The sequence below is a fragment of the Pectobacterium wasabiae CFBP 3304 genome (assembly GCF_001742185.1).
GTDB lineage: Bacteria > Pseudomonadota > Gammaproteobacteria > Enterobacterales > Enterobacteriaceae > Pectobacterium > Pectobacterium wasabiae.
This window is the reverse complement of the sequence record NZ_CP015750.1, coordinates 2,589,954-2,615,600: the sequence shown is the minus strand read 5'-3', so window position 1 is coordinate 2,615,600 and position 25,647 is coordinate 2,589,954. Positions and strand designations below refer to the sequence as shown.

The 25,647-nt window shown below is 50.9% G+C and carries 23 protein-coding genes and 1 tRNA gene; 5 read left to right on the top strand and 19 right to left on the bottom strand.

The features are described 5' to 3' along the window. Positions 1-305: 305 nt before the first annotated feature. The 4 genes from A7983_RS11890 to A7983_RS11875 all read right to left on the bottom strand — a co-directional run bounded on the left by A7983_RS11890 (position 306) and on the right by A7983_RS11875 (position 6,102). Positions 306-1,805, bottom strand: a complete 1,500-nt coding sequence (locus A7983_RS11890; RefSeq protein ID WP_005971676.1) for a sensor histidine kinase — start codon at positions 1,803-1,805, stop codon at positions 306-308. Then, positions 1,783-2,493 carry a response regulator transcription factor gene (locus tag A7983_RS11885; protein ID WP_005971674.1) on the bottom strand — a complete coding sequence of 237 codons (711 nt, stop codon included), beginning with the start codon at positions 2,491-2,493 and terminating at the stop codon, positions 1,783-1,785. The genes A7983_RS11890 and A7983_RS11885 overlap by 23 nt, the downstream gene beginning before the upstream one ends. A 313-nt stretch (positions 2,494-2,806) precedes the next feature. Further along, a complete protein-coding gene (locus A7983_RS11880) occupies positions 2,807-4,453 on the bottom strand; it encodes a Na+/H+ antiporter (RefSeq protein WP_005971672.1) in 1,647 nt (548 codons plus the stop codon). Positions 4,454-4,734: 281 nt separating this feature from the next. Beyond that, entirely contained in the window at positions 4,735-6,102 is a 1,368-nt protein-coding gene (locus A7983_RS11875) for an NCS2 family permease (protein ID WP_039478009.1), read from the bottom strand. 370 nt (positions 6,103-6,472) lie between these two features. Here A7983_RS11875 and A7983_RS11870 point away from each other — a divergent pair, with 370 nt between their 5' ends. Further along, on the top strand, positions 6,473-6,763 hold the full coding sequence (locus A7983_RS11870) for a hypothetical protein (protein ID WP_005971667.1): 291 nt from the start codon (positions 6,473-6,475) through the stop codon (positions 6,761-6,763). 260 nt (positions 6,764-7,023) lie between these two features. On the opposite strand, the gene lpxP is transcribed toward A7983_RS11870, so the two are convergent. Then, entirely contained in the window at positions 7,024-7,947 is a 924-nt protein-coding gene (gene lpxP, locus A7983_RS11865; RefSeq protein WP_039477907.1) for a kdo(2)-lipid IV(A) palmitoleoyltransferase, read from the bottom strand. A gap of 376 nt (positions 7,948-8,323) precedes the next feature. Between lpxP and A7983_RS11860 the strand changes: the two genes are divergently transcribed. Further along, positions 8,324-9,394, top strand: a complete 1,071-nt coding sequence (locus A7983_RS11860) for a DUF1176 domain-containing protein (RefSeq protein WP_005971662.1) — start codon at positions 8,324-8,326, stop codon at positions 9,392-9,394. A 540-nt stretch (positions 9,395-9,934) separates the two neighbouring features. Here A7983_RS11860 and A7983_RS11850 read toward each other — a convergent pair. The 8 genes from A7983_RS11850 to xerD all read right to left on the bottom strand — a co-directional run bounded on the left by A7983_RS11850 (position 9,935) and on the right by xerD (position 18,069). Further along, a tRNA-Gly gene (locus tag A7983_RS11850) sits at positions 9,935-10,008 on the bottom strand. An 81-nt stretch (positions 10,009-10,089) separates the two neighbouring features. Further along, positions 10,090-10,773 carry a LysE family translocator gene (locus A7983_RS11845; protein WP_005971659.1) on the bottom strand — a complete coding sequence of 228 codons (684 nt, stop codon included), beginning with the start codon at positions 10,771-10,773 and terminating at the stop codon, positions 10,090-10,092. 62 nt (positions 10,774-10,835) lie between these two features. Next, a complete protein-coding gene (locus A7983_RS11840) occupies positions 10,836-11,591 on the bottom strand; it encodes an AraC family transcriptional regulator (protein WP_005971654.1) in 756 nt (251 codons plus the stop codon). 256 nt (positions 11,592-11,847) lie between these two features. After that, on the bottom strand, positions 11,848-13,365 hold the full coding sequence (gene lysS / locus A7983_RS11835) for a lysine--tRNA ligase (protein ID WP_005971652.1): 1,518 nt from the start codon (positions 13,363-13,365) through the stop codon (positions 11,848-11,850). Positions 13,366-13,373: 8 nt separating this feature from the next. Next, positions 13,374-14,472, bottom strand: a protein-coding gene (gene prfB, locus A7983_RS11830) for a peptide chain release factor 2 (RefSeq protein ID WP_152413544.1) whose coding sequence is annotated in 2 segments (ribosomal slippage) — positions 13,374-14,396 and positions 14,398-14,472 — 1,098 coding nt in all. Because the reading frame shifts where the segments join, the coding sequence is not laid out codon by codon here. 106 nt (positions 14,473-14,578) lie between these two features. Further along, the gene (gene recJ / locus A7983_RS11825) at positions 14,579-16,327 is read right to left on the bottom strand and encodes a single-stranded-DNA-specific exonuclease RecJ (RefSeq protein ID WP_172645131.1); all 1,749 of its coding nucleotides are present in this window, start codon (positions 16,325-16,327) and stop codon (positions 14,579-14,581) included. A gap of 6 nt (positions 16,328-16,333) precedes the next feature. Beyond that, positions 16,334-17,050 (bottom strand): bifunctional protein-disulfide isomerase/oxidoreductase DsbC, encoded by a 717-nt coding sequence (gene dsbC, locus A7983_RS11820; protein WP_005971645.1) that lies wholly within the window; start codon positions 17,048-17,050, stop codon positions 16,334-16,336. Positions 17,051-17,169: 119 nt separating this feature from the next. Then, on the bottom strand, positions 17,170-18,069 hold the full coding sequence (gene xerD / locus A7983_RS11815; protein WP_005971643.1) for a site-specific tyrosine recombinase XerD: 900 nt from the start codon (positions 18,067-18,069) through the stop codon (positions 17,170-17,172). A gap of 308 nt (positions 18,070-18,377) precedes the next feature. On the opposite strand from xerD, the gene A7983_RS11810 reads away from it, so the two are divergent. Then, on the top strand, positions 18,378-19,703 hold the full coding sequence (locus A7983_RS11810) for an MFS transporter (RefSeq protein WP_005971641.1): 1,326 nt from the start codon (positions 18,378-18,380) through the stop codon (positions 19,701-19,703). A 150-nt stretch (positions 19,704-19,853) separates the two neighbouring features. Here A7983_RS11810 and A7983_RS11805 read toward each other — a convergent pair whose 3' ends face one another. The 3 genes from A7983_RS11805 to A7983_RS11795 are packed head-to-tail and all read right to left on the bottom strand — an operon-like array spanning position 19,854 to position 22,367. Next, the gene (locus tag A7983_RS11805) at positions 19,854-20,672 is read right to left on the bottom strand and encodes a MetQ/NlpA family ABC transporter substrate-binding protein (protein WP_039478006.1); all 819 of its coding nucleotides are present in this window, start codon (positions 20,670-20,672) and stop codon (positions 19,854-19,856) included. 17 nt (positions 20,673-20,689) lie between these two features. Next, positions 20,690-21,358, bottom strand: coding sequence for a methionine ABC transporter permease (locus A7983_RS11800; RefSeq protein WP_005971637.1), 669 nt, complete (start codon positions 21,356-21,358; stop codon positions 20,690-20,692). Next, positions 21,351-22,367: a methionine ABC transporter ATP-binding protein gene (locus A7983_RS11795; protein WP_005971635.1), complete on the bottom strand. Its 1,017-nt coding sequence runs from the start codon at positions 22,365-22,367 to the stop codon at positions 21,351-21,353. Before A7983_RS11795 ends, A7983_RS11800 begins: the two co-directional genes overlap by 8 nt. Before the next feature lie 327 nt (positions 22,368-22,694). Between A7983_RS11795 and fldB the strand changes: the two genes are divergently transcribed. Further along, on the top strand, positions 22,695-23,213 hold the full coding sequence (fldB, locus tag A7983_RS11790; protein ID WP_005971633.1) for a flavodoxin FldB: 519 nt from the start codon (positions 22,695-22,697) through the stop codon (positions 23,211-23,213). Positions 23,214-23,241: 28 nt separating this feature from the next. Next, entirely contained in the window at positions 23,242-23,565 is a 324-nt protein-coding gene (locus A7983_RS11785) for a hypothetical protein (protein ID WP_005971631.1), read from the top strand. A 49-nt stretch (positions 23,566-23,614) separates the two neighbouring features. On the opposite strand, the gene rlmF is transcribed toward A7983_RS11785, so the two are convergent. The 3 genes from rlmF to sdhE form a co-directional block, all read right to left on the bottom strand. Continuing rightward, the gene (gene rlmF, locus A7983_RS11780) at positions 23,615-24,550 is read right to left on the bottom strand and encodes a 23S rRNA (adenine(1618)-N(6))-methyltransferase RlmF (protein ID WP_005971629.1); all 936 of its coding nucleotides are present in this window, start codon (positions 24,548-24,550) and stop codon (positions 23,615-23,617) included. 224 nt (positions 24,551-24,774) lie between these two features. Beyond that, positions 24,775-25,149 (bottom strand): protein YgfX, encoded by a 375-nt coding sequence (locus A7983_RS11775; RefSeq protein ID WP_005971626.1) that lies wholly within the window; start codon positions 25,147-25,149, stop codon positions 24,775-24,777. Between the two features lie 19 nt (positions 25,150-25,168). Beyond that, entirely contained in the window at positions 25,169-25,435 is a 267-nt protein-coding gene (gene sdhE, locus A7983_RS11770; protein WP_005971623.1) for an FAD assembly factor SdhE, read from the bottom strand. Between the last annotated feature and the right edge of the window lie 212 nt (positions 25,436-25,647).

Here is a 25,647-nt window from a genome sequence, read left to right as displayed (position 1 = left end):
AGCCAAAGAAATCATGGCCTACTTGGAAATCGGGGGAGCCATGATGATAATAAGATTAATAATGAGACTTATTATCAAGCGCCGCAAGCAGTAGAACATTAATATTCGTTAATCTTTCCATACAAATAATTATCAATATAAATCAATAAGTAACACACTTCAGCCTTACGAATAAAATCAATAAATATTCATGTTTTTTGCAGGGATATTCATAAAAAATCGAGGAGAGAAACACCGTAGCGAGCAATATGTGACCATTTACCCCGCAAGATGTTAACCCGCAGCGCTATTAACCAATAGACGGACTAACTGCGGTTAAGGCAAAGGTAGACGTTCAAGCCGGGCTCGGAGGAATCCAGATAAAGCTTTCCACCATGCAGGTCGGTAATCGCCTGAACCAAAGAGAGTCCCAGACCATAACCAGACTGAAACCAGGTATCCAGCCGTTGAAAACGCTGTAATGCTTTAGCATGAAGTGCTGGCGGGATACCCGGCCCCCGATCGGCGACGCTCAGAGCGATCCAGCCGCGATAAAGCGTCACACTCAACGTGATATATTTCCCCTGGGCGGCGTATTTCAGCGCGTTCTCCACCAGATTCGCCAGTGCCTGAAACAGCAGCGCCCGATCGCCAAAGAGTTGGATACCGGCCTTGATTTCAATCTTCAGTTGGCAATCGCGCGCTTCCGCCAGCGGTTGATAATATTCAGCAATTTCTTCCAGCAGTTGGCGCGCTTCAATATGTTCAAATTGATGCACGCAGCGCCCACTTTCAATTTCACCGATGCGCATCACGGTCCGGAACAGCCCGAGGATTTTATGCACCTCGTCCACGGCCAAATTCAATTCATCGCGAATGTCGTTATCTAGCCCTGTACGTTCCGTCAGGTTGAACAGGCGGTTTTGCAAATGCGTCAACGGCGTCCGCAGTTCGTGCGCGACATGGCTCGATGTGTTACGTACCTGCTCCATCAGGCGCTCGATACGCTCCAGATTCTGGTTAATATCCGCGCTCAGGCTGTCAAAATCATCGTCGTAAGGCGACAGCGGCATACGCACCTGCTGCTCACCGCTGCTGTAGCGATGCAAGGCCGTGCGGATTTTCTCCACACTACGTAAACTGCGTAAGCTGAAATGCCGACTAACAAACAGGCAGAAGAGCAGAACAATAAATAGCCCAGCCCCCGCAACCAGCGGAATCGTTCTCACCCGTTCCAACATGGGCCGAATGTTGTACGCAGTAAACAATACGCCTCCGTCATCCAACATGACGGACAAACCAATCAGATTGGGATCGTCTGGACTGGAAATTTCGGCCTTGAGACAACTGACGTCCATCTGGCAATCAGTATGTTGCCGCATTTCCAGAGGATGCATACTTGCAGGATGGGGTGTTAATGGATGCGTCTTTAACGAATGATTGTGATACAGAATATCACCGTATTTATCCATCACCAGAAACAGCGGTAACTCGTCACCTTTCGCTCGGTTATCCTGCCGCAATTGCGTAATCAAGCTATCAGCATTTGTTAAATGCGACTGCATTGAGTAATCGTAAATATTACCCAGAATAACTTCGCGAACATGCGTTCTAATCAATGTTTCACTTAATGAACTGAAGCCAACAATACACATCAGCATCATCAATAAGAACAGAAAAACAATGGTTATTGCCTGGCGAAAATTAGAGGTGCATAAAAAACCAGGATATTGGCTTGCCCCAAGTAATTGCCAGTGTGTTATTTTTATCTGCCAGCGCTGCCCCAGCCTCTTTATTTTTATTTTATTCAGCGTGGCTGCCAACATCGGTTTTGCCCTTATCTACCGCGCCTAATGCATAGCCCATTGCTCTCAGCGTTTTAATTAATGGACGAGGGAATCCTTTATCAATTTTCGCCCGCAGCTTTGACATATGAACGTCGATCAGATTGGTCTGCGGATCAAAATTATAGCCCCATACTCGTTCTAGCAACATCGTGCGCGTAATCGCTTGCCCCGGATTTTCCATCAATATAATCAGTAACTTGATCTCTTTATCGGTCAGATCGATACGTTTGCTACCGCGCCATGCCACACGCTGCATGCGGTCAAGTTGCAGATCTTCAAAAGTCAGGATCGAAGGATTATCCGCATGACGTTTACCACGCCGCGCCATAATATCCAGACGTAATCTCAGCTCATTAAAGTTGAAAGGTTTACCGAGATAATCTTCCGCGCCAAGTTCTAATCCCATGACGCGATCAACATCACGATCCAGAGCCGAAAGCAGCATAATAGGCGGATGACGCGACCCTTGTAATTCACGTAATACCGTAAATCCATCCATGATAGGTAGCATTCTGTCCAGTAGAACGACATCATAAACTTCATCTTTGATCGCTTTTAATGCGTGTGCACCATCGTGAACCATCCGACAAGAATGGCCGTGGGAATGTAATTTAGACCCCAGCCAATGGCACAGCACAGAATCATCATCAACCACTAATACACGCATAATACTCCCCTATAAACACGGCTTATTCCCTCGTTAATATAGGGTTAATACGCGTTTATTTTTTATCTGGTCTTTCAAACAGCCATTCTCCCCACACGGTTTTGATACCACGCGGGCCGCTTTTTACTTCTAAGAAAAGTCCTACGGATAATAACAATCATTATCATTTAATGACAAGCAGTTTACAATCGCCGACGGAGTTCTTAGAACCGGCGTATAAAAAACATCCCCATCGCTTACGCAAGGGGGATGTAGAGGAAAGAAAGAGAGGGGAAAGAAATCAACGTAGTAGCGGGGAGCACCTCGCTACGTATTACTCATTTTCGATCAGGAGCGCTTCCATTAGATCGAGATCGCGCAGCATTTTTTGCAACGTCTCATTGCTGATCTGCTGAATAGCACGCAAGTGATACAACTCCGCACGCTCGGAATTCAACGCCGTCAGGCGGAAACGCCGCTCCAGATCCTCAATCAACATACCGTTTTCAGGATCGTCTTTATTAATGAGCCGTCGGCGTAGGTTACCAATAACGCGCGCGCTGACTTCTTTTAGCACCTGCTCGTCAATGTTTTCCTCTCTATCGGCTGCCAGACGCTCCTCCATTTTGTGCATGCTTTTAATCGCCACTTCCGCCACGGCCATACGCGCCATGCGGATTTCTTTGGCATGTGCCGCTTTGTCCGCCACCACCACGCCGCGCAACAGAAACGGTAGCGCCAATACGCCACAAAGCAGAGAAAATAAAATAACGCCCGTGGCGATAAACACCAACTGATAGCGTGACGGAAACGCAGTGCCATCAGTCAGCAACAGCGGGATAGACAGCACACCCGCCAACGTAATCGCTCCCCGCACGCCAGCAAAGGAAGCGATCCATAGCTCACGCGTGGAAAATTCGGCGAAGATCATCGGGCGCTTTTTCTGGATGTGTAGGCTGTATGTTTTCATCATCCACAGCCAGCAGAAACGTAGCAATAGCAGAGCACCATAGATGATCGCGATATCGGTAAACAGCATCCAGGTTTCAACCGTTGGATCCAGCTCCGCCTGCGTAACCGAGGTTTCCAGAATGTCCGGCAATTGCAGGCCCAGCATGATGAATACCATACCGTTGAACACAAACTCCAGCATCGACCACACGCCGTTAGCACGCATCCGCATCGTTAGCGGGGCGCTACGGATCACACCCGACTGGCCGATGGTCATCCCTGCGGCCACCGCCGCCAAGATACCCGACACGCCGATGTGTTCTGCAATCAGATACGAGGCAAAAGGCAACAGTAGCAGCAACACAATCTGCGTTGCCGCATCATCGCCGCTCCAGCGACTAATCACGCGCAGCGATTTACCGAATATCCAGGTCACCCCAACGCCCGCCAACAGCCCACCTAGCGCCACCTGAATAAATTCCAGCGTCGCACCGGACACCGTAAACACCATGGTGCCCATCGCAATCGCGACCGCAAACTTCAATGACACCAGGCCGGACGCATCGTTCATCAACGCTTCGCCCTGCAAAATACCCATCAGTTTTTTCGGAATACGACCTTCACCCACAATGCCAGACAGCGCGACGGCATCGGTCGGCGACAGCACGGCAGCCAGCGCGAAAGCGGCAATTAGCGGCATCCCTGGTACCATCCAGTAGATAAAATAGCCAATACCCGCCACAGTAATTAGTACCAGTACCAGCGCCAACCCAATAATTTCCCGACCGTGTTTTAGGAACTCACGCGTGGGCGTTTTCCAGCCATCGGCAAACAGCAGAGGCGGAATGAAAAGCACCATAAACAGCTCAGGATTGAAATCAACATGCAAACCGAACTGGGGCCAGGCAAGAATGGCACCCAATGCAATTTGCATTAAAGGCAGAGGAATTTGAAAAGGTAAAATGCGGGTAACCACCCCGGATAGGGAGACAACCAGGGTTAAAATAAGAATCGTAAAAAATATTTCCATGCTTTCCTTAGACGTACTCCTAAATCAAAAAATTCTGCCTGTTAGCGAGCGAACTACCCTTCCATATTTAACGCATTTAGCTCGGTATGAAAATGGATTTTTAGTCGAAAAACCGAGATTAATAACAAGGTTGATTATCACACAAAAAACGTAAACCCAAAGCCAATAAAAAGGCACATAAACACCCATTTGGGAGAAATATCACGAGGCAGGGAGAGAAGAAAGGAAAACGCGAGGAACAAACCTCCGGGCGAAGCCCGAAGGTCTACAGAAAAAACAACTTACAGTGCCCAACCACCAGCGTAGAACACCACCAGTGCCACAGCGATAACCACGGTACCGATGTTCAGTTTGCGCCATTCGCCGGAACAGATGCGGCCTAATACCAGCGCACCAAAGCCCAGCATGATGCCAGTCACGATGTTACAGGTCAGTACGATAAATACGGCACAGACCAGACCGGACATGGCATCCACAAAGTCATCAAAATCCAGTTTGGAGACGTTACCCAACATCAGCAGGCCGACGTACATCAGCGCAGGGGCAGTAGCATAACCAGGAACCAAATACGCTAACGGAGACACGAACAGCAACAACAGGAACAGCACGCCCACGACAGTCGCGGTTAAGCCTGTTTTACCGCCAGCCGCTGTACCCGCTGCGGACTCGATGTAGACCGCCGCCGGTGACGTCCCAACCAGGCTGGAGAAAATGCTGCTCACGGAATCTGCGGTCAATGCTTTACCGCCGTTGATGATTTGCCCGTCTTTATCCAGCAGGTTCGCCTGCCCGGCTACCGCACGAATGGTTCCCGTAGCATCGAACACCGCTGTCATTACCAACGCCAGCACGCTCGGCAGAACCAAAGGCTGCAACGCGCCCATGATATCCAGACTGAAGATCAGCGACGAGCCGTCAGTTGCTGTCAGGCTCGGCAATGCAAAGAAGCCAGCATATTTTACATTCGGATCAAAAATCAGCCCTAGAATAGAGATCACGACGATAACCAGCAAAATACCGCCCGGTACGCGACGTTTTTCTAAACCAATGGTCGCCGCTAATCCCAACAGGGACATCACAACGGGGAAAGAGGTAAAATTACCCAGCGCGACCGGCAGGCCGTCAATCGGGTTTTTTACGACCAGCCCAACACCGTTGGCGGCAATAATCAGCAGGAACAGACCGATACCAATCCCTGTGCCATGCGCTACGCCCAGCGGCAGATTACGCAAGATCCAGGAGCGGATGCCCGTAACAGAAATGATGGTAAACAGTACCCCCATCAGGAAGATCGCCCCCAGCGCCACGGGAATACTGATTTGTTGCCCCAGCACCAGACTAAAGGCGGTGAACGCCGTCAGAGAAATTGCACAGCCAATTGCCATCGGCAGATTAGCCCACAATCCCATCAGCAACGACCCCAGCCCGGCAACCAAACAGGTTGCAACGAACACGGCAGTTGGCGGGAACCCGGCTTTGCCCAGCATACTCGGTACGACTATCACCGAATAAACCATTGCCAGGAACGTCGTTAGACCAGCTAACACTTCCTGACGCGTGTTACTGCCACGCTGTGTAATTTTGAAAAAAGCGTCAAGCGCGCCTTGCGGACGCGCCGCATTCTCTGCCTGACGGGTGGTGTTTGACATAGTGGAATCCCCTGAAATGCCATTATTATTTACGATCAATTCTGAACGGTTCTCGCGGCCTTGCCCCGCGAGCGCATCAGCACACGAATTAGCAATGAACATAACGCGCCATGAACCTTATGGCTCCGCACGCAAACGATTAACTCGCTGGATGCAAAACCGGAAAACGTTGCTCTAGCAAAACAAGCGGTATCAAAACAATGCTGTATAAAACAAGCGGAAGTAAAACATCACCGGATGAACAGCGCCAGGTAATGCGAAGCGCACGATTATCCCGCTTCCCCTGCGCTTATTTCAACTGCTAATCGAGACAATTTACCTATCTCATTTCATCTTTCCGTTAAGGAAATGCGCAGTCGGTACACGTACCGTGCAATCAGGCAACTCGCTGAAAGCGCGCCAGTATGAAGAAAAAACAGAAAAGATTTTTAGACGGAAATCAAAACAGCGGTTTACTCCTCACAAACTGATCGTTCATTTTTTTGTGATTAGCGTCACAAAAAAGTTGACCAGTCGTATCAGTGCGAGTATTCTTAAAAACGTGAACAGCATCACAGAAAACAAATTAACTAACAACGAGGAATTGACCATGAAACTGCTGAACAAAATCATCGCTATGTTTGAAAACATCCACATCAACTTTGGTACTTTCAACCAATAATTATTTAAGAATCGTGGGGATAAAAAAGATGCGCGTTGTCCGCAAAATCAATCAAATATTAAAAGCGTTGGGCAAAACCTATCGCGGTGTTAACCCCCACGCTATCTTCCGTTAATCGTACTCGGTACGTTAACCACCCTAAAATGGCTGCCATCCGGCGGCCATTTTTGTTTCTGTACCAAGATAACAACTGTCTTCCTTCCTGACAGGATGGTGCTAAAGCGCCGCCCCATTTCACACGATTTTACGTCACCCAACCATCAAGCGTAGAGTGATACTTCGCCTGCCGGGCGAGTTTTAAACCGGCGATGCAGCCAGAGATACTGTTCAGGCGCGCGCATGATTTCTTTCTCAATCACCTTATTCATGTAACACGCCGCGGCCTGTTCATCGTGATAAGGATAATCCTGTAATTCAGGCTGAATCACTAGCTGATAACCCAAGGCATTCGGTTTACGGATCAGCACCGTCGTCATCATCGCGGGTTTTGCCAGACGACTGATGGTGTAGGTGCCGTTGGTGGTCGCGGCATTTTTCACGGCAAAGAACGGCGCAAAGACGCTGCCTTTCGGGCCGTAATCTTGATCGGGCGCGAACCATACCGCTTCGCCACGTTTTAATGCCTGCACCATACCGCGCAGATCTTTACGGTCGATCATCGCCTTGTTCGAACGTGAACGGCCCCACGTTTGCACCATTTCCATCGCTTTATTATTGTGCGGACGGTACATCGCCATCATCGGTCGACACAGCCCCATCGCCCTGCCGCCCAGTTCCAGCGACATAAAGTGAATACCAATCACCATCACGCCCTGCCCTTTGGCGGTAGCGTGCTGCAAATGCTCCAGCCCTGAGACATCAAACCATTGGCGCACACGACGATCGGACCAGAACCAGGCCATGCCAGTTTCGATCAATGCCATGCCAAGCGACGCAAAGTTGCTATCGATCATCGCTTCTCGTTCGCTGTCGGAGATCGCGGGGAAGCACAACTCAAGATTGCGCCGAGCAATCGACACCCGCCGTTTAAGAAAGACGCGGGATAAACGACCTGCGCTGCTTCCAAGTTTCATCAACAGCGGGTAAGGAAGTTGGACTAATAAAAACAGCACGCCAAGACCGAACCAAGTCGCCCAATAGCGTGGGTGAAGTAATGCCCTGGTAAATGTTTGCTTAATCTTCATGATACTCATCTTTAAGTGATTAACAGCGTACCGCATAAAGAGTCGTTCTCATCGCGCTACATCTATCATGACACTTATTTATAGGGATCGTTTCAACTGTATGGGAAACTGATGTCTAACCGTTATCACGCATGAGGTTAAAAAGCAGGATAAACATGCTGATAACGCAGAGGAGATGTTGAGCAACCGATGAACGGCTGACGGTAGCGGCATCATACCCGATTCGTCCTTAATAAAGGAGTAGCCGAACAAGAAATATTCGCCATATCACGCGGTCTAAAGCTAACATCCTAGCCTATGTCAAAAAAGCGACGGCGTTCTTGTGTCACAAATAGGCAGAGGGTAAGCCGTAATATCACCAAGGATTTGATGGAAAATGACTTTTTCTCTCCCTTACCGCGTCAATATACTCAGTATTCTCATCGCGGCTATCCCAACCCTGACGTTTGCCACATCGTTCGACGATAGCACTTTCTTCCATAAAAACTGGGAAGTCGTCTGCGATAACACACTAACCTGTCGGGCAGCAGGCTACTCAGCAGAGGAGAAAGGCGCCGGAGAAAATAGGGAAACCCAGGACGTCTCACTGCTCATCACACGTCATGCCGGGAAAAATACGCCAATAACAGCCGAAGTCAGGCTCGCAGAGGTGGAAAAAGAGATTCCGAAAGGCACCAAACTTACGCTAACCGTTGACGATGTGGATAAAGGCCAACTCACTTCAACCGGAGACAATCTCTGGCAACTCAATGAGAAACAAATTCCTGTCGTATTACAGGCGCTAAAAGGCAGCGGGAAAGTCACTTTTCTGCACGATGGCGTGGTTTCCGAACTGTCTGGGACAGGTGCCTACGCCGTACTGTTAAAAATGGATGAGAGGCAAGGCCGTATTGGTGCAACAGACGCTATCACCAAAAAAGGCGACAAAAGCAGCGCGTTATCTGCCGTAAAAGCCCCCGTTATCTACGCGGCGGTAACCAAACAGGAACCATCACGAGATCTAACGGATGCGGAACAGGCGGCTATACAGGAAAAACTGCTTAAAACGCTCAAGGGATATGATTGCTATAATTTCCCATCGCAGGATTATCAAAAGGCAGAACCGATGATACTCACGCCACTCAATGACAGTACGTCGCTACTCAGCGCCCTCTGTTGGCGCGCCGCTTACAACAAAGGCTACGCTTACTGGGTGATTGATAGCGCCATGCAAACTCAGCCCCAGCTTGTGACCACAATCGGAGTAGGCTACGAAAACGGTGAGATTATCGCGGTACAAGAAGGGCGCAGGCTCGCGGACTGCATGAGCGATAGTGCCTGGGTATGGGATGGCAACGCATTCCAGCAAAGCCGAGCATCAACCACAGGTTCATGCCGCATGATCCGCTTCGGCGGCACCTGGGATTTACCCTACTGGACTGCGACCGTGATTAAACCGGGAAAATGAAAGAGATTGGGGCCACTCGTCGGCCTCAAATCCAACATATAACTAAATTAAAACCACAAACGAAATAGTAAAAAATGAGCTTAAGTAAAATAATATCTTATGCAGTTAAAGAATTTATTAGCACATATATCACGATAGTATTAATGATAGGTTTGGGGATTTTTTTCTACGAATTTATTCCTGAACACTCGGGAAAATTAACTATTCTGTCCATAGTTATTGTTGTTTATGTTGATATCAAATTTTTTTCAAAAAAATCAGGCCAAAAATAAATTGGTATTTAATCATATCAGTAGACCGCACACTGCCTAAGTCTACCAGCGCTTATCCGCGCAATAATATGCTCCCATTCATGAATGACGCACTTCCCTGCGGCTAAGTATAGGATTTCAGATGTCATCACGTCCTATACACATAACTATACACAGTGAGGCATAGATTTAGATAGGTGTGGGTTTTCCCTGAACGACAGAAAAATCGTGGAAAGTCTTGTGGTAACTGGATTTTTTGGACTTGGGTAGACATTGAGAGAAGAGAACTTGGAGCGAGTGAAGGGAATCGAACCCTCGTATGCAGCTTGGGAAGCTGCCGTTCTACCATTGAACTACACTCGCACGGAGAAGCGAGTGGCATTATAGCGCTATGCCGTTGCCGAGCAAGTAAAAAACCCGGCAAAGTGCTGTTGTTTTGACCGGTCATGCAGCCGTGGATAGCGGTAGGAACAACGTCTCATAGCCATTGGAAATGACGTGCCAGGCAAAGTAGGCAAAAAGCAGAGCAGAGATCAGGCTGCAATAGAATGAGATACGTTCTTTCAGCAGGCGCTGACCGTACTTCACTAGCACTGCGAGGAAGAACGTCCACAGCACACCGCCAACGAAAAAGCCCAACAGAAACAGGCCGATCATGAAAGCAGTGCCATCGGTAGACTGCGCGATAATGGTGCCGCCAATCGCCGCAAACCATAGCAGCGCCGTTGGTGACGCCAATGCCATGCCGACACCGCTGAAAAATTCAGTGTACCGGGCAGGTGGCGTGCTGGAATCCATAACATTCGCTGTTGTAGAGAGATCGGCGAAGCGTTTAACCCGATAGTCACGCCATGCCGCACGCGCCATGCTGATCGTCATCCAGATCAGAATCAGCCCACCGCCAATCCATAACACCCAGCGTACTGGCGTAAGGTTAAACACCACCGCCAGCCCCAGTACCGACAGCGTGGCATAAAACAGATCGCCGAAACAGGAACCCAGCCCGATATAAAACGCCGAACGCGCCCCGTGTCGCAGCCCACGGTTAATAATTGCGGTATTGACCATCCCCAGATCGAGACACAGCGACAGAGATAGCAGCATCCCCGTGAAGACAACTAACAGCATGATATTCCCTTAGAGCGTTAAGCAATAAGGCGAGTGTAGAACCCAAGGGAAACGCTGTATTGTCAAAAATTGATACGACGGAACTGTCCCGGTGTCATAGCGTTATAGCGATTGAAGGCTTTAGTGAAATGCGCCTGATCGGCAAACCCGACATCGCCTGCGACCTGACTGATCGCAATGCCCTGCCGCAGTAGTTCTCGTGCTTTGCACATACGCCGTTGCATTAGCCACGCCAGTGGTGGCAGGCCGACCGCCTGATTAAACGAACGAACCAGATGCGCAACTGACAGGTTCTCCTGCTGCGCGAGCTGGTCAAGTGTGGGGACATCGCTGAGATCGTTCAGTAGCCCCTCTTTGATCCGCGTGATCCGCTCGGCCTCTTTGGCCTGACTTTGAGGCAGCATTCGGTGCTGACCTTCCATCAATCCTGCCAGCAGCAGGATAATGCGCTCCTGACGGGAGCTGTCGTCCAAATCAGAGATGACGAGCTGTTTTAGCTCAGACGCCAACTGCGCCGATGGATTCCAGCCCTGTGAGAATAGAAACGTTTGATGGAAATAATGCTCGAATGCCTTCGGGTGAACGTACAGCGATACGCACTGCCAGCGGTCAAACGCATTATCGCTGCCCTGTAACTGATTAGGATTGTAGGTCGTCACCATATCGTTGGTGGCAACAAAGGTCTCTCCATCCAGCCAGACCGTTTCCAACCCACTGAGATTAGCGCTGATGACGAACTCATCGTGCGTATGACGTGGAAAGCTGCGGCCGTTGGTTAACAGCGCCAGCTCAAACCAGGCATCGCGGTAAGTCATCATGAGGGCGTTCCGGCAGTGAATGAATTCCTGAAAATAGCATCTTCCCCCGTCGGGCGACAATCACAGAATGACGACAAGAATACAGAGATAAAACAAGAGAAGTACTATCGAGGTGAGATCGAGATACTCGGGGTTACCACGGTGCTAGGTGTCCCTACGGGAACCTCATCCCCGAGTTTCCCCTAAAATTTAACATTGTCGATAATAAAAAAACCGGCGCAGTTGCACCGGTTTCGAAGGTTCAGCTAAAACGAGCTTATTTCTGCGGACGCATCGCCGGGAATAGGATGACGTCGCGGATGGTGTGGCTGTTCGTGAACAACATCACCATACGGTCGATACCAATACCCAGACCCGCCGTCGGCGGCAGACCGTGCTCCAACGCTGTCACGTAGTCTTCATCGTAGAACATTGCTTCGTCATCGCCCGCATCTTTAGCGTTAACCTGCTGGGCAAAACGCTCAGCCTGATCTTCGGCATCATTCAGCTCGGAGAAGCCGTTACCAATTTCACGGCCGCCGATGAAGAACTCAAAGCGATCGGTAATTTCCGGGTTCTGATCGTTACGACGCGCCAGCGGCGACACTTCCGCCGGATATTCGGTGATGAAGGTCGGTTGGATCAGGCTGCTTTCTGCCGTCTCTTCGAAGATCTCGGTAACGATGCGACCCAATCCCCAGCTTTTCTCGATCTTGATGCCCAGAGACTGTGCGATTGCAGTCGCTTTCTCCAGATCGTCCAGATCGGCAACGTTGGTTTCAGGACGGTATTTGCAGATCGCTTCGCGCATCGTCAGTTTTTCAAACGGCTTACCGAAGTCGAATGTCTGATCGCCGTACACCACTGTTGTCGAGCCCAGCACGTCCTGCGTCAGCGTGCGGAACAGGTTTTCCGTCAACACAATCAGGTCTTTATAATCGGCATACGCCATATAAAGTTCCATCATGGTGAATTCAGGGTTGTGACGCGGGGAAACGCCTTCGTTACGGAAGTTACGGTTGATCTCGAACACGCGCTCAAAACCACCGACAACCAGACGCTTCAGATACAGTTCTGGCGCGATACGCAGGTACATGTCGATGTCCAGCGCATTATGGTGGGTGATGAACGGACGGGCAGACGCGCCGCCGGGGATCACCTGCATCATCGGCGTTTCCACTTCCATAAAGCCGTGATCTACCATGAAGCGGCGGATAGCCGCCATCACGTTAGAACGAATGCGGAAGGTGTTGCGGGATTCGTCGTTAGCGATCAGATCCAAATAGCGCTGACGATAACGCGTTTCCTGATCGGCCAAACCGTGGAATTTATCCGGCAGCGGACGCAGCGCTTTGGTCAGCAGGCGCAGTTCGGTACAGTGAATCGACAGTTCGCCCGTTTTGGTTTTGAACAGCTTGCCACGTGCCCCCAGAATATCGCCCAGATCCCACTTCTTGAACTGTTCGTTATAGATGCCTTCCGCCAGATCGTCGCGGGAAACATACAGTTGGATACGGCCACCGACGTCCTGCAAGGTCACGAAAGAGGCTTTACCCATGATACGGCGAGTCATCATACGGCCTGCAACGGTCACTTCGATGCCCAATTCTTCCAGCTCTTCATTCTCTTTGGCATCGAACTCTGCGTGCAGATGATCGGAGGTGCTGTCACGGCGGAAATCATTCGGGAACGCGATCCCGTTTTCACGCAGCGTCACCAGCTTTTCACGACGCGTTTTTAATTCATTATTCAGATCTTGCGCCTGATCGGCACCCTGTGATTGTGATTCAGCCATGTGAATTCTTATAACCCCGCTTTTAAACTTGCTTCAATAAATTTGTCCAGATCGCCATCCAGTACGGCCTGAGTGTTACGTGTTTCCACTCCGGTACGTAAATCTTTGATGCGCGAATCATCCAGAACATAGGAACGAATCTGACTGCCCCAGCCGATGTCCGATTTGTTGTCTTCCATCGCCTGTTTCTCAGCATTTTTCTTTTGCATCTCAAACTCGTACAGCTTGGCTTTCAACTGTTTCATCGCCTGATCTTTGTTTTTATGCTGGGAACGGTCATTCTGACACTGCGTAACAATGTTGGTCGGAATGTGGGTAATACGCACCGCGGATTCTGTCCGGTTAACGTGCTGACCACCCGCACCGGATGCGCGGTAAACGTCAATACGCAGGTCGGCCGGATTGATTTCGATATCGATATCGTCATCCACTTCCGGGTAGATAAACGCGGAGCTGAATGAGGTGTGGCGGCGGCCGCCGGAATCGAACGGGCTCTTACGCACCAGGCGGTGTACACCGGTTTCAGTACGCAGCCAACCAAACGCGTAGTCACCGATGATTTTGATGGTGGCCGATTTCGTACCAGCCACGTCACCGTCTGATTCTTCAATAATTTCGGTTTTAAACCCTTTGGCTTCCGCCCAACGCAGGTACATACGCACCAGCATGCTGGCCCAGTCCTGCGCTTCCGTACCGCCAGAACCCGCCTGGATATCCAGATAACAGTCTGCACTGTCGTACTGGCCGGAGAACATGCGACGGAATTCAAGCTGGCCTAATTTATTTTCCAGCGCGTCCAGTTCTAGCGAGGTTTCATTAAAGGTGTCTTCGTCGTCTTCTTCCACCGCGAGTTCAAGCAGACCGACCACATCTTCCAGCCCCTGAGCCAGTTGATCGATGGTGTCTACGATGGCTTCCAGCGAGGAACGTTCTTTTCCCAATGCCTGAGCGCGTTCAGGCTCATTCCAGACATCAGGCTGTTCCAGTTCGGCGTTTACTTCTTCAAGGCGTTCTTTCTTGGCATCATAGTCAAAGATACCCCCGAAGAACGGCGCTACGTTCAGACAGATCCTGAATGCGGTTTTTTACCGGATTAATTTCAAACATGATTTTTTATATTCTTACGTTAAGTCGTTGACAACGGAATGATGTAACCCGCCATTCTAGCGGATAAAAGAAGCATTTTATAGGCTTTCCGCCCGCCGTATTCGGTTCATGCGCGCGGCCACAGATGTTGAATCAACAATTGCACCGAGCGTTTACCACGAAACTCGTTAATATCCAGCCGGTACGCCATTTCCACTTCTTTAATGCTCGGATCGGGCCAGATGGTGGTATCAATATTAAACGCGATGCCATCTAACAGCGGCACGGTTCCTGTTACACCGATCGGTTCAAACATCGCTTTCAAATGGCGTTCTTTGAGCAAACGGGGTTGCAGAATGCGGAAGCAACCATCGAACGTCGGTTCAGGGAACGCTTGTCCCCACGGCCCCGCATAACGCAGCATCTCTGCCGTTGAGAGCAAATTCAGCTCCGGCAATGCCAGTTCGCCATCAGACCAAACGACGCCTTCAAGCTGAGACGGATCGAGCCACTCGCCCACCAGTTCGCCGAAGCGCTGACGGAAATCCTCGAACTGCGTTTCATGCAGCGATAGTCCTGCCGCCATCGCGTGTCCGCCGAACTTGTCCATCATGCCGGGATACAGCGTATCTAATCTTTCCAGCGCATCACGCAGATGCAGACCGGCAATAGAACGTCCCGACCCTTTCAGCATGCCGTCGCCCGCAGGCGCAAAAGCAATCACCGGACGATGAAAACGCTCTTTAATGCGTGAAGCCAGAATACCCACAACGCCCTGATGCCATTCTGGGTGATACATCGCCAGACCGTAAGGTAATTCAGTGCGGGTACGTTCCAGCGATTCGCACAGGCGCAAGGCTTCGACCTGCATTCCCTGTTCGATTTCGCGCCGATCCTGATTCAACCCATCTAAATCGTTAGCCAGCATGCGCGCCTGAGTAATATCGTTACTCAATAACAGTTCGACCCCGACCGTCATATCATCCAGTCGCCCGGCTGCATTGAGTCGAGGCCCGATGGCAAAACCTAAATCGCTGGCGACTAGCTGACTGGCATCGCGGTTAGCCACTTCCAGCAGCGCTCGAATGCCCGGACGACATTCTCCAGCCCGAATGCGATTCAGCCCCTGAGCCACCAGAATCCGGTTGTTGGCATCCAGCGGCACCACATCAGCCACCGTGCCCAGCGCCACCAGATCCAGTAATTCGGTAAGATTCGGCTTCGCCAGCCCCTGCTGCGTAAACCAGTCGCTGTCACGCAGGCGTACAAACAGCGCCATCATCAGATAGAACGCCACCCCCACGCCAGCCAACGCCTTAGAGGGGAATGCACAATCTGACAGATTGGGGTTAATCATCGCATCGGCGTCAGGCAGGGCTTCGCCCGGCAGGTGGTGATCGGTCACCAGCACCGAGATACCGCGCCGATGTGCATCCTCAACGCCCGCATGGGAAGAGATTCCGTTATCCACAGTAACAATCAGCTCCGCTCCCAACGCAGCAGCCTGCGCCACCACCGCGGGGCTTAGCCCATAACCATCTTCAAAGCGGTTCGGCACCAGATATTTTACGTTCGTGCCGCCCATGCTGCGCAACGCCAGTACGGCAAGCGTGGTGCTGGTGGCACCATCAGCATCAAAGTCGCCCACAATCACGATGCAGCGCTTCTCTGCCAGCGCGAGTTGCAGCAGATCGATCGCTTTATCAATGCCGCTGAGTAAACGGTAATTGAGTAAACCACTCAGGCTACGTTCCAGCTCCTGAGCGCCTTTAACGCCACGTTGCGCGTAGAGGCGACGCAGTAAAGGCGGAACGGTGTCAGGTAAATCAATATCCTCCACCAGCGGACGCCGGCGGAGTTGGGTAATCATGTTCACGTAGCATCAACCGCCGGTTTTTTTCGAGGCTTTGTGTGCCTCCAGCATTGCCAACATCTCTTTCGGCCCTTGATATCCCGGCACAACCATACCGTCTTGCAACACGATGGCGGGGGTGCCCTGCACGCCAAACTGGACACCCAGTTGGTAATGTGCGGCGATATCGGTTTTGCACGTTGCTGGCGAGATCGCTTCGCTCTTCATCGCGTTATCAAACGCTTTATTGCGATCGGCCACGCACCAGATGGACTGCATATCTTTCGCTGCCGGAGATTTCATGCCCTGACGCGGGAAGGCCAGATAGCGCACGGTGATGCCCAACGCATTGTAATCCTTCATCTGCTCATGCAGCTTGTGGCAGTAGCCGCAGGTGATGTCGGTGAAAACGGTAATCACGTGTTTTTCCTGCGCGGCTTTATAAACAATCATCTGCTCCTGTAGCGCATCCAGCTTGCCGATCAGGATTTTATTGGTGGTGTTGACCGGCATGGTGCCGCTCACATCATAAAGCGGGCCTTGCAGCAAATGCTTGCCGTCTTCGCTGATGTACAGCACACCGCTCTCGGTAATGACGGTTTTCATGCCCGCCATCGGTGAAGGCAGGATTTCCGCCCCCTGCATATCCAGACGCGTCAGCGTCTGTTTGATGGCAGCATCATCGGCGTGAGCAAAATTGGTCGCCGTCGCCACCAGCAAAGAAAGCAGTAATAACCCTTTTTTCATTTCATCAATCCTGTTTTTTGCAACATTGCCTGCAGCGATATAGCTTGTAGCAATACGCCGTGATAGTCGACGGGATCACCCGCCAGTCAGATAACATCCTGTTATTCTGTTACGCATGCCTAGGCACGCGGATGGTGCTGCTGATGAAGCTGCTTCAACCGCTCCGTCGCCACATGGGTGTAAATCTGCGTCGTGGAAAGATCGCTGTGCCCCAAGAGCATCTGTACGACCCGTAAATCTGCACCGTGATTCAATAAATGGGTCGCAAACGCGTGACGTAAAACGTGCGGCGAGAGCTTTTCGCTGTCGATGGACGCCAGCACCGCATAATGCTTGATGCGATGCCAGAACGTCTGGCGCGTCATTTGCCGTGCGCGATTGCTGGGAAATAGCACATCCAGTGTCTGCCCATTCAGCAACCACGGGCGGCCGTGTTCCAGATAATACTCGATCCAATACACCGCTTCTTCACCCAGCGGCACTAGCCGTTCTTTATTACCTTTCCCCAGCACACGCACCACGCCTTGCCGCAGACTGACATCACTCATCGTCAAACCAACCAGTTCGGAAACGCGTAGTCCTGTCGCATACAATACCTCAAGCATGGCCTTATCGCGTAATTCCAGCGGTTGTTCAATGCTCGGGGCGTTGAGTAACGCACCAACCTGCGCCTCGCTCAAATCTTTAGGTAGACGCTGCGGCAGTTTCGGAGACGACAGCACCGCACTCGGATCGTCGCTACGCTGCTTTTCGCGATAAAGGTACTGAAAGAAGCGGCGCATCGCACTCAGCAAACGTGCAGAGCTGGTCGCTTTGTAACCCCCATCAACTCTATCAGCGAGAAACGCCTGGAGATCGAGCGCCTGTACCTGTAGCAGATCGTTATCATGATGTGCAAGCCACTCCGCGAGCGTTCGCAGATCCAACCGATAAGACGCCAGCGTATTCTCGGCCAGGTTTCTTTCCAGCCACAGCGCATCGAGAAACTGTTCGATAAGTGCCTGATCGTGTTCTTGCATCGCCGTGTCCTTCTTCACTGATTGGCAATATTATGCCGGAGAGGCACCGACTTTACGCCTTCAGAGCGATATTCTCTCGCAAGCAGAATTGTGTGCGATCTCACATATTCCGTGAACATCAACATCACCATAACATTCTCCGGCAAAAATAAGGCCATGGCACATTATATTTTATGTATCGCCAATATATCGGAACAGGTGCCTTATAGCTGCATGTCTACTGGTATTGACCTTACTTAATCAACGTTGAAAAGCCGATTTTTCTATGCGTAGAATGGCTGTTCGTGTTGTTAAAATAAAGAAACATTATGCAAGCCACCATCACTCCCACTCTCGATGCCGAAGCGGAAGCACCACCCGTAAACTCACGCAATAAGGTCATTGTTGCGTCACTGATTGGCACCGCAATCGAATTTTTCGATTTTTATATCTATGCCACTGCCGCGGTGCTGATTTTCCCGCACATTTTCTTCCCGCAGGGCGATCCGACTGCTGCTACGCTACAGTCCCTGGCAACGTTTGCCATTGCCTTTATCGCCCGCCCTATTGGCTCAGCACTATTTGGTCACTTTGGCGATCGCGTCGGGCGTAAAGTCACCCTGGTCGCTTCTCTGCTGACCATGGGGGTTTCAACCGTTCTCATCGGGCTGTTACCGACCTACGAAACTATCGGTATTCTTGCACCGATCCTGCTGGCTCTGGCTCGCTTCGGTCAGGGCTTGGGTCTGGGTGGGGAATGGGGTGGTGCGGCGCTGCTGGCGACCGAAAATGCCCCATCCAATAAACGTGCGCTGTATGGGTCGTTCCCCCAGCTTGGCGCACCGATTGGCTTCTTCTTCGCTAACGGCACCTTCTTGCTGTTGTCCTGGCTGCTGACGGAAGAACAGTTCATGAACTGGGGCTGGCGCGTACCGTTCGTTGCGTCTGCTGTGCTGGTGCTGGTCGGCCTGTATGTTCGTATCTCTCTGCACGAAGCGCCCGTCTTTACCAAAGCGGTCAAAGCCGGTAAGCAGGTGCGTATGCCGCTGGGAACGCTGCTCAGTAAGCATATGAAAGTGACGATCCTCGGCACGTTCATCATGCTGGCAACTTACACACTGTTCTACATCATGACCGTGTATTCCATGACCTACGGCACGACACCTGCACCTAAGGGGCTTGGTTTCTCGCGCAACAGTTTCCTGCTGATGCTGATGGTCGCGGTAATCGGCTTTGGTCTGATGGTGCCAGTAGCAGGCTATCTGGCAGATGCCTTTGGTCGCCGCAAGACCATGATTACCGTCACCTGCATCATGCTGGTCTTCTCCATGCTGTTCCCTTATTTGCTCGGTTCAGGTAATCAAGCGCTGGTGATGGGCTTTTTGGTGCTGGGTCTGAGCCTGATGGGATTAACATTCGGCCCGATGGGTGCCCTGCTGCCGGAACTGTTCCCGACGGAAGTGCGCTATACCGGCGCGTCATTCTCTTATAACGTTTCGTCGATTTTGGGCGCATCGGTTGCACCGTATATCGCGGCGTGGCTGACGGCTAACTATGGTCTGTTCTATGTTGGCGTTTATCTGGCAGCCATGGCGTCACTGACGCTGATTGCACTGCTGCTAACCAAAGAAACGCGTCATCAGTCACTGGGATAAATCATTACGGAACAAAGACGGTGAGAGTGAGGTAGAAGAGTAAAGCATCTGCATCAGGAACACCGTTGAACGCCGCTCGCCATACGTTGTCAGCAAGCTAAGAACCGCCATTTCGGCGGTTCTTTTTTCATGTACGATGCCAGTATATTTTTATTTATCGACTGGGATGACCGCGCCCTTATACTTCTCGCGGATGAAATCCTGAATCGGTTTGGAATGCAGCACCTTTACCAGCGCCACAATTTCTGTTTTGTTTTCATCACCTTTATGTACAGTGATGATATTGGCATACGGGTTATTTTCACCGCTTTCCACCGCGATCGGGTCTTTGGTCGGGTTCAGACCAGCATCAATAGCATAGTTAGCGTTGATCACCACCGCATCGCCTTCGTCGTTATTGTACATCTGCGGCAACAGCGCACCTTCGACATTCGCCAGGAACTTCAGTTTTTTCGGGTTTTCTACAATATCCGAGATACGGGCCTTAACCTTGTTGACGCTGGGTTTTAGCTTAATCACCCCTTCACGTTCAAAAATGGCAAGAATTCGGCCTTCTTCCGCCACAGCATCACGCATGATAATACGGCCACCTTCTGGCAGATCTTTCAGGCTTTTGTACTTTTTGGAGTAGATGCCAATTGGCTCGATATGAATCGCTCCCGCGCTGACAAAATCGTAAGTTTTATCGCCCGCATGATCTTTCAATACCGACTCCAGGTACGGAATATGCTGGAAGTAGTTGGCATCGATATCCTTACTGGCAAGCGCAGTATTCGGCAGAATGTAATCCTGAAACCGTTTGATTTCCAAATCGATCCCTTCTGTTTTCAGAATGGGCTTCGCCACTTCCAAAATCTCGGCATGGGGCACATTGGACGCCCCCACCACGAGTTTGGTATCCGCGACTGCACTTACCGACGCCAGCGCAGTGAGCGAGGCGAAGGCTATCATCATAAGTTGTTTTTTCATCATCGTTCTTCCTGCCCTTAACGTTTATCAAATGTGGTAGTAATCAGATCGCCTATAAACTGGATGACAAACACAATCACAAGGATCATCAGTGTCGCAACCAGCGTCACGTCGCCGTGGTTTCGTTGAAAGCCTTCCAGATAAGCCAAATTCCCTAGTCCGCCAGCACCAATCACACCGGCCATCGCGGTATAGCTGACCAAGGCGATCAGCGTGACGGTAATCCCAGAGGTGAGTGCGGGGGATGATTCTGGTAATAAAACACGAAAGATTAGCGTGTGAGTTTTCGCCCCCATAGAACGCGCCGCTTCGATCACGCCTTTATCAACCTCGCGCAGGCCAATTTCGACCAGACGTGCATAGAACGGTGCGGCACCGACAATTAGCGCTGGCAGCGCGGCATTTGCGCCCAAAATGGTGCCAACCAGCGTTTTGGTAAACGGGATCAGTAAAACGATCAAGATAATGAAGGGGATAGAACGGAAGATATTCACCAAGGCTGAAATCAACAGATAAACTGGACGATTCTGGAGCAGTTGTCCTTTGGACGTCAGGAAGAGCGTCACGCCCAAAATAATCCCCACAATCAGCGTCGCCACGCCAGCAACGCTGGTCATATACAGCGTTTCCCACGTGGCATCTAGCAACTGTTCAACGTTCAGGTGAGGGAATAAAGACTCAAGCATGTTTAATCACCTCAACAGCAATCGCACGTTCCTGCAGGAAAGTTAATACGCGGTCCGTTTCCTGTTCGCTGCCTTCAACATGAATATATAACTCACCAAACGATCCGTTCAGCGTATGGCTAATTTGGCCGTGCAGAATATTTATCGTCAGGTGATAGGTCTGAATCACTTCGGAAATAATGGCCTGATGCGTTTGCTGACCGACGAATGTCAATTTAAGCACAGCGCCCGCCAGGTGCTCTGTCAGGAGTGGGTTGAAACTGTCTTCCATTTTCTGATACTGCTTCACGAACTGGCGAGTAATCGCCTGCTGCGGGCGAACAAAAATATCCAGTACCGAGCCTTCCTCCACAATCCGACCATTTTCCATCACCGCGACACGATGGCAGATTTTTCGTACCACATGCATTTCGTGAGTAATGAGAACAAGGGTGAGATTCAATTTACGGTTGATATCCAGCAGCAGTTCGAGGATTGCATCAGTGGTCTGCGGATCCAACGCCGAGGTCGCTTCATCACACAGCAAGATGCTGGGATTGTTTGCTAGCGCACGGGCAATACCGACCCGCTGCTTCTGGCCCCCGCTCAGTTGGGAAGGATAGGCGTGATCTCGCCCTTCCAGCCCCACTAGTGTGATCAGGTCAGCAACGCGTTGTTTAATTTCGGCTTTTGGCGCACCCGCAATTTGCAAGGCAAAAGCGATATTCTGACTGACGGTACGCGACCACAGTAGATTAAAGTGCTGGAACACCATGCTAATTTTCAGCCGTGCGCGACGCAGGTCTTCCGCATTGGCTTGAGCAATATCAGCCCCGTTGACGACGATGCTCCCGCTGGTCGGCGTTTCCAATCCATTCAGCAGGCGGATCAGCGTGCTTTTCCCCGCACCGCTGTAGCCAATAATGCCGTAAATTTGCCCCAACTCGACCGTAAGACTCACGTCATCTACTGCGACAATGCGGCCATGTGCGCTGTCAAAAGTCTTGCCTACGTTCGAAAGAACGATCATAACGAAACAGGTCCTTATAGCCCTTGCCGCTTTCTCTTGATGACTTCACTTCAGCTCAGAAAGAGGACAGAGGTCATCAGAGCAACAATCTATAGCCAGATGATCGTATCGTAACGGGAGTTAATATAGGCATAAAGAATAAATAAATCTTTGATTATTCCATTTAGATATATTTAAATCCTACATTCTCTTATAAACAGACGCGCCGTTCCGAGCGAGGAGCCATGCTGGCAGCCTCGTTCACGCATCAGCCCGTGTTGCCCTCTGCACGGCACATGACTTGTGGTATCCTCGCTGACATTAGTCACAAAAATTCTCTTATGACATATGAAAATCGGTCTGTTTTACGGCTCAAGCACCTGCTACACCGAGATGGCGGCGGAAAAAATTCGCGACATATTGGGCGAAGAACTGGTGGATCTGCACAACGTTAAGGACATCGAACCTCAGCGAATGGAAGACTACAGTACGCTGATCCTCGGCATCCCAACCTGGGATTTCGGTGAGATTCAGGAAGACTGGGAGAACATTTGGGGTCAATTAGCAACGCTAAACCTCAAAGGAAAAGTGGTAGCGCTTTACGGTATGGGCGACCAACTGGGCTATAGCGAATGGTTCCTTGATGCGCTGGGCATGCTGCATGAACAACTGCTGCCGCTGGGTGTCACCTTCATTGGCTACTGGCCAATAGATGGCTACGATTTCACCAGCCCGAAACCACTGAGCACTGACGGTAAACACTTTGTCGGTCTGGCACTGGACGAAGTGAACCAATACGATCTCAGCGATGAACGGCTGGAGCAGTGGTGCGAACAGATCCTGCAGGAAATGGCGTCACTGCTGTAAACAGTACGCGTCAACAGGAGTAAACACGATGAAGATGTTACTCATAGCGGTCACAGGATTGTTACTCACGGGTTGTGCGCAAACAGGCACAGGAGAATACGCCAAAAATCTGGGCGGGAAATGCGATGTGCCACAATATTACGATATCGATTTCTCAAGATTTGATGAGACGGCACAGCAAATCGCGCACGCGACAGGCTGCGGCATCATTACCGATACCACCCTGACTGGCGCGGTTAAACCGCATCCTGTAAAAGGCTACCTAACGAGGCGGGAAGCGGTATTTATGGCAATTCAGGGTACATCGTTGAAGGTGACCGAACAGGAATCGGATACGGTGACTGTTGAATAACATGTTCACGGATACCTGTGTGACAGGTATCCGTGACGGTTAAATCAGCTTAGCGCTTTTGCAACCAGCGGGTCCGCGCGGCGGTATCCAGAAAGCTCCACGCGACAAAGCGGCTTTGCTTCTGGCCTTGCGCCATGTCTATCGTTCTGACCTTTTCCGCGTCAACCGCTTCCAACGCACGATAAATCTCCGGCAGGTTCTCTTTGCGCGACACCAGCGACGTAAACCACAGGCACTGACGGGCAAAACCGGCGCTCTCTTTAATCATCTGGCTAATGAAAGCTGACTCGCCGCCCTCACACCACAGCTCATCCTGCTGGCCGCCAAAATTCAGCGGTGAGCGTTTATCCAATCCCAGATTATGCAATTTACGCTGCGATCCCTCGCGGGCATCCTCAGCGGAAGCATGGAACGGAGGATTACACATGACGGCATCAAACGTGTCGTTCTTGTGAATAATACCTGCCAGTATCGCTTTACTGTTTTTCTGACGGCGCAGGCGAATCGATCGATTCAAACCGGGGTTCGCTTCAATCGTCTCGTTCGCCGCTTTCATCGCCAGCGGATTAATCTCGCTGCCGGTAAAACGCCAGCCGTACTCGCGATGGCCAATCAGCGGGTAGACACAGTTGGCACCGCAACCGACATCCAGCACGGAAGCATCGCGCGGCACTACCGAGCGGTTATCTTCCGCCAGCAAATCGGCCAGATGGTGGATGTAATCGGCGCGACCGGGGATCGGTGGGCACAGAAAGCCGTCAGGGATCGTCCAGTGCGCAATCTGATAAAAATGCTGTAACAATGCCTGATTCAGCGTTTTCACCGCCTCGGGATTGGCAAAATCCACTGACTCATCCCCGTAGGCATTCACCTTTACAAACGGGATCAGCGCAGGATAGCTCTGCTTGAGCGCGGGAAAATCATAACGGTCACGATGGCGATTGCGAGGATGCAGACCACTTTTTTGCACTGCGGGCTTAGTCATCAGTTATACCCAATAAATTTCAAGGCACGGCCAGACGGTGGCCGAATAAGAACATTTTCCCGAATAGCACGGGGAAAAGAAAGGAAAGCCGACATTCCCGTGACGGGAGCAGCAAATATCCTATCCTCACGATAGCGGCGTAAGATACCTGCTGCGATTATTTCCGTAAATCACCGTGGTGATGTTTCTACACACTGGGCGCGATACCTACGCAAAATACGCCGTCATCTCGCCCAGTGTTTTTGCTGCAAAAGAAGCTGGCGCAGATGACGCCATTCGTCATCGCCCATGCTGTCCGATGCCAGCCATAGTTGTTGCTTGTCTTTCCCATCAGCCGATTGCAATGCCAATAACACGCCATTTTTCAGCAACCACGGTCGTTTGACAATCTGCCACTCCTGCTGCCGCCAGTTTAGGGTCGTTTCGCTGAGCAGGGTGATGCACCCTTGCCGCGATTTGATATTCCTTTGGCTACGGATGAAACCAAACATCACCATTGTAACCAAACACAGCCACAGCCACGCATAGCCGTCCGGCCACGGTGCCAGCAGAATGAGCAACACTAATAGGCCATGCACAACCAATGACAGCAGTTGCATGCGCCAGGACACGCGAAGGTCACATTGCCACTGGGCCACGATCTTTATTTCGCGTCTGGATAAGGGAAATCATGCGTTTTAGCTCTCCGTCTTCTGGCTCACCGTGGTTCATTAGCCAGTTGAATAAATCGGGATCGTCGCTTTGTAGCAGACGTACAAACGTGCGCTTATCTGTATCGTTTAATGTGTCATAGTCATGCTCAAAAAACGGCATGATGGCGATATCCAGTTCGCGCATACCACGGCGGCATGCCCAATGAATACGTGATTTGTTATCGATTTCCATATTTCATGTCCACCTTGTTATCGCTGCTTGCCGCTAGTGTACTCTGATTCCGGTAGCGGACATCAACTAATAGTAACATTTTGACATAACTTACCGGCATACACCGCTCCGAGTACGCTCATCAGCATCAGGATGTGCTATGTCGTAGCGCGGCGTGAATAACCACTTGCAAACCCTGAGCGCTCTTTTACCATTAGGCCATCGCCCTTAGC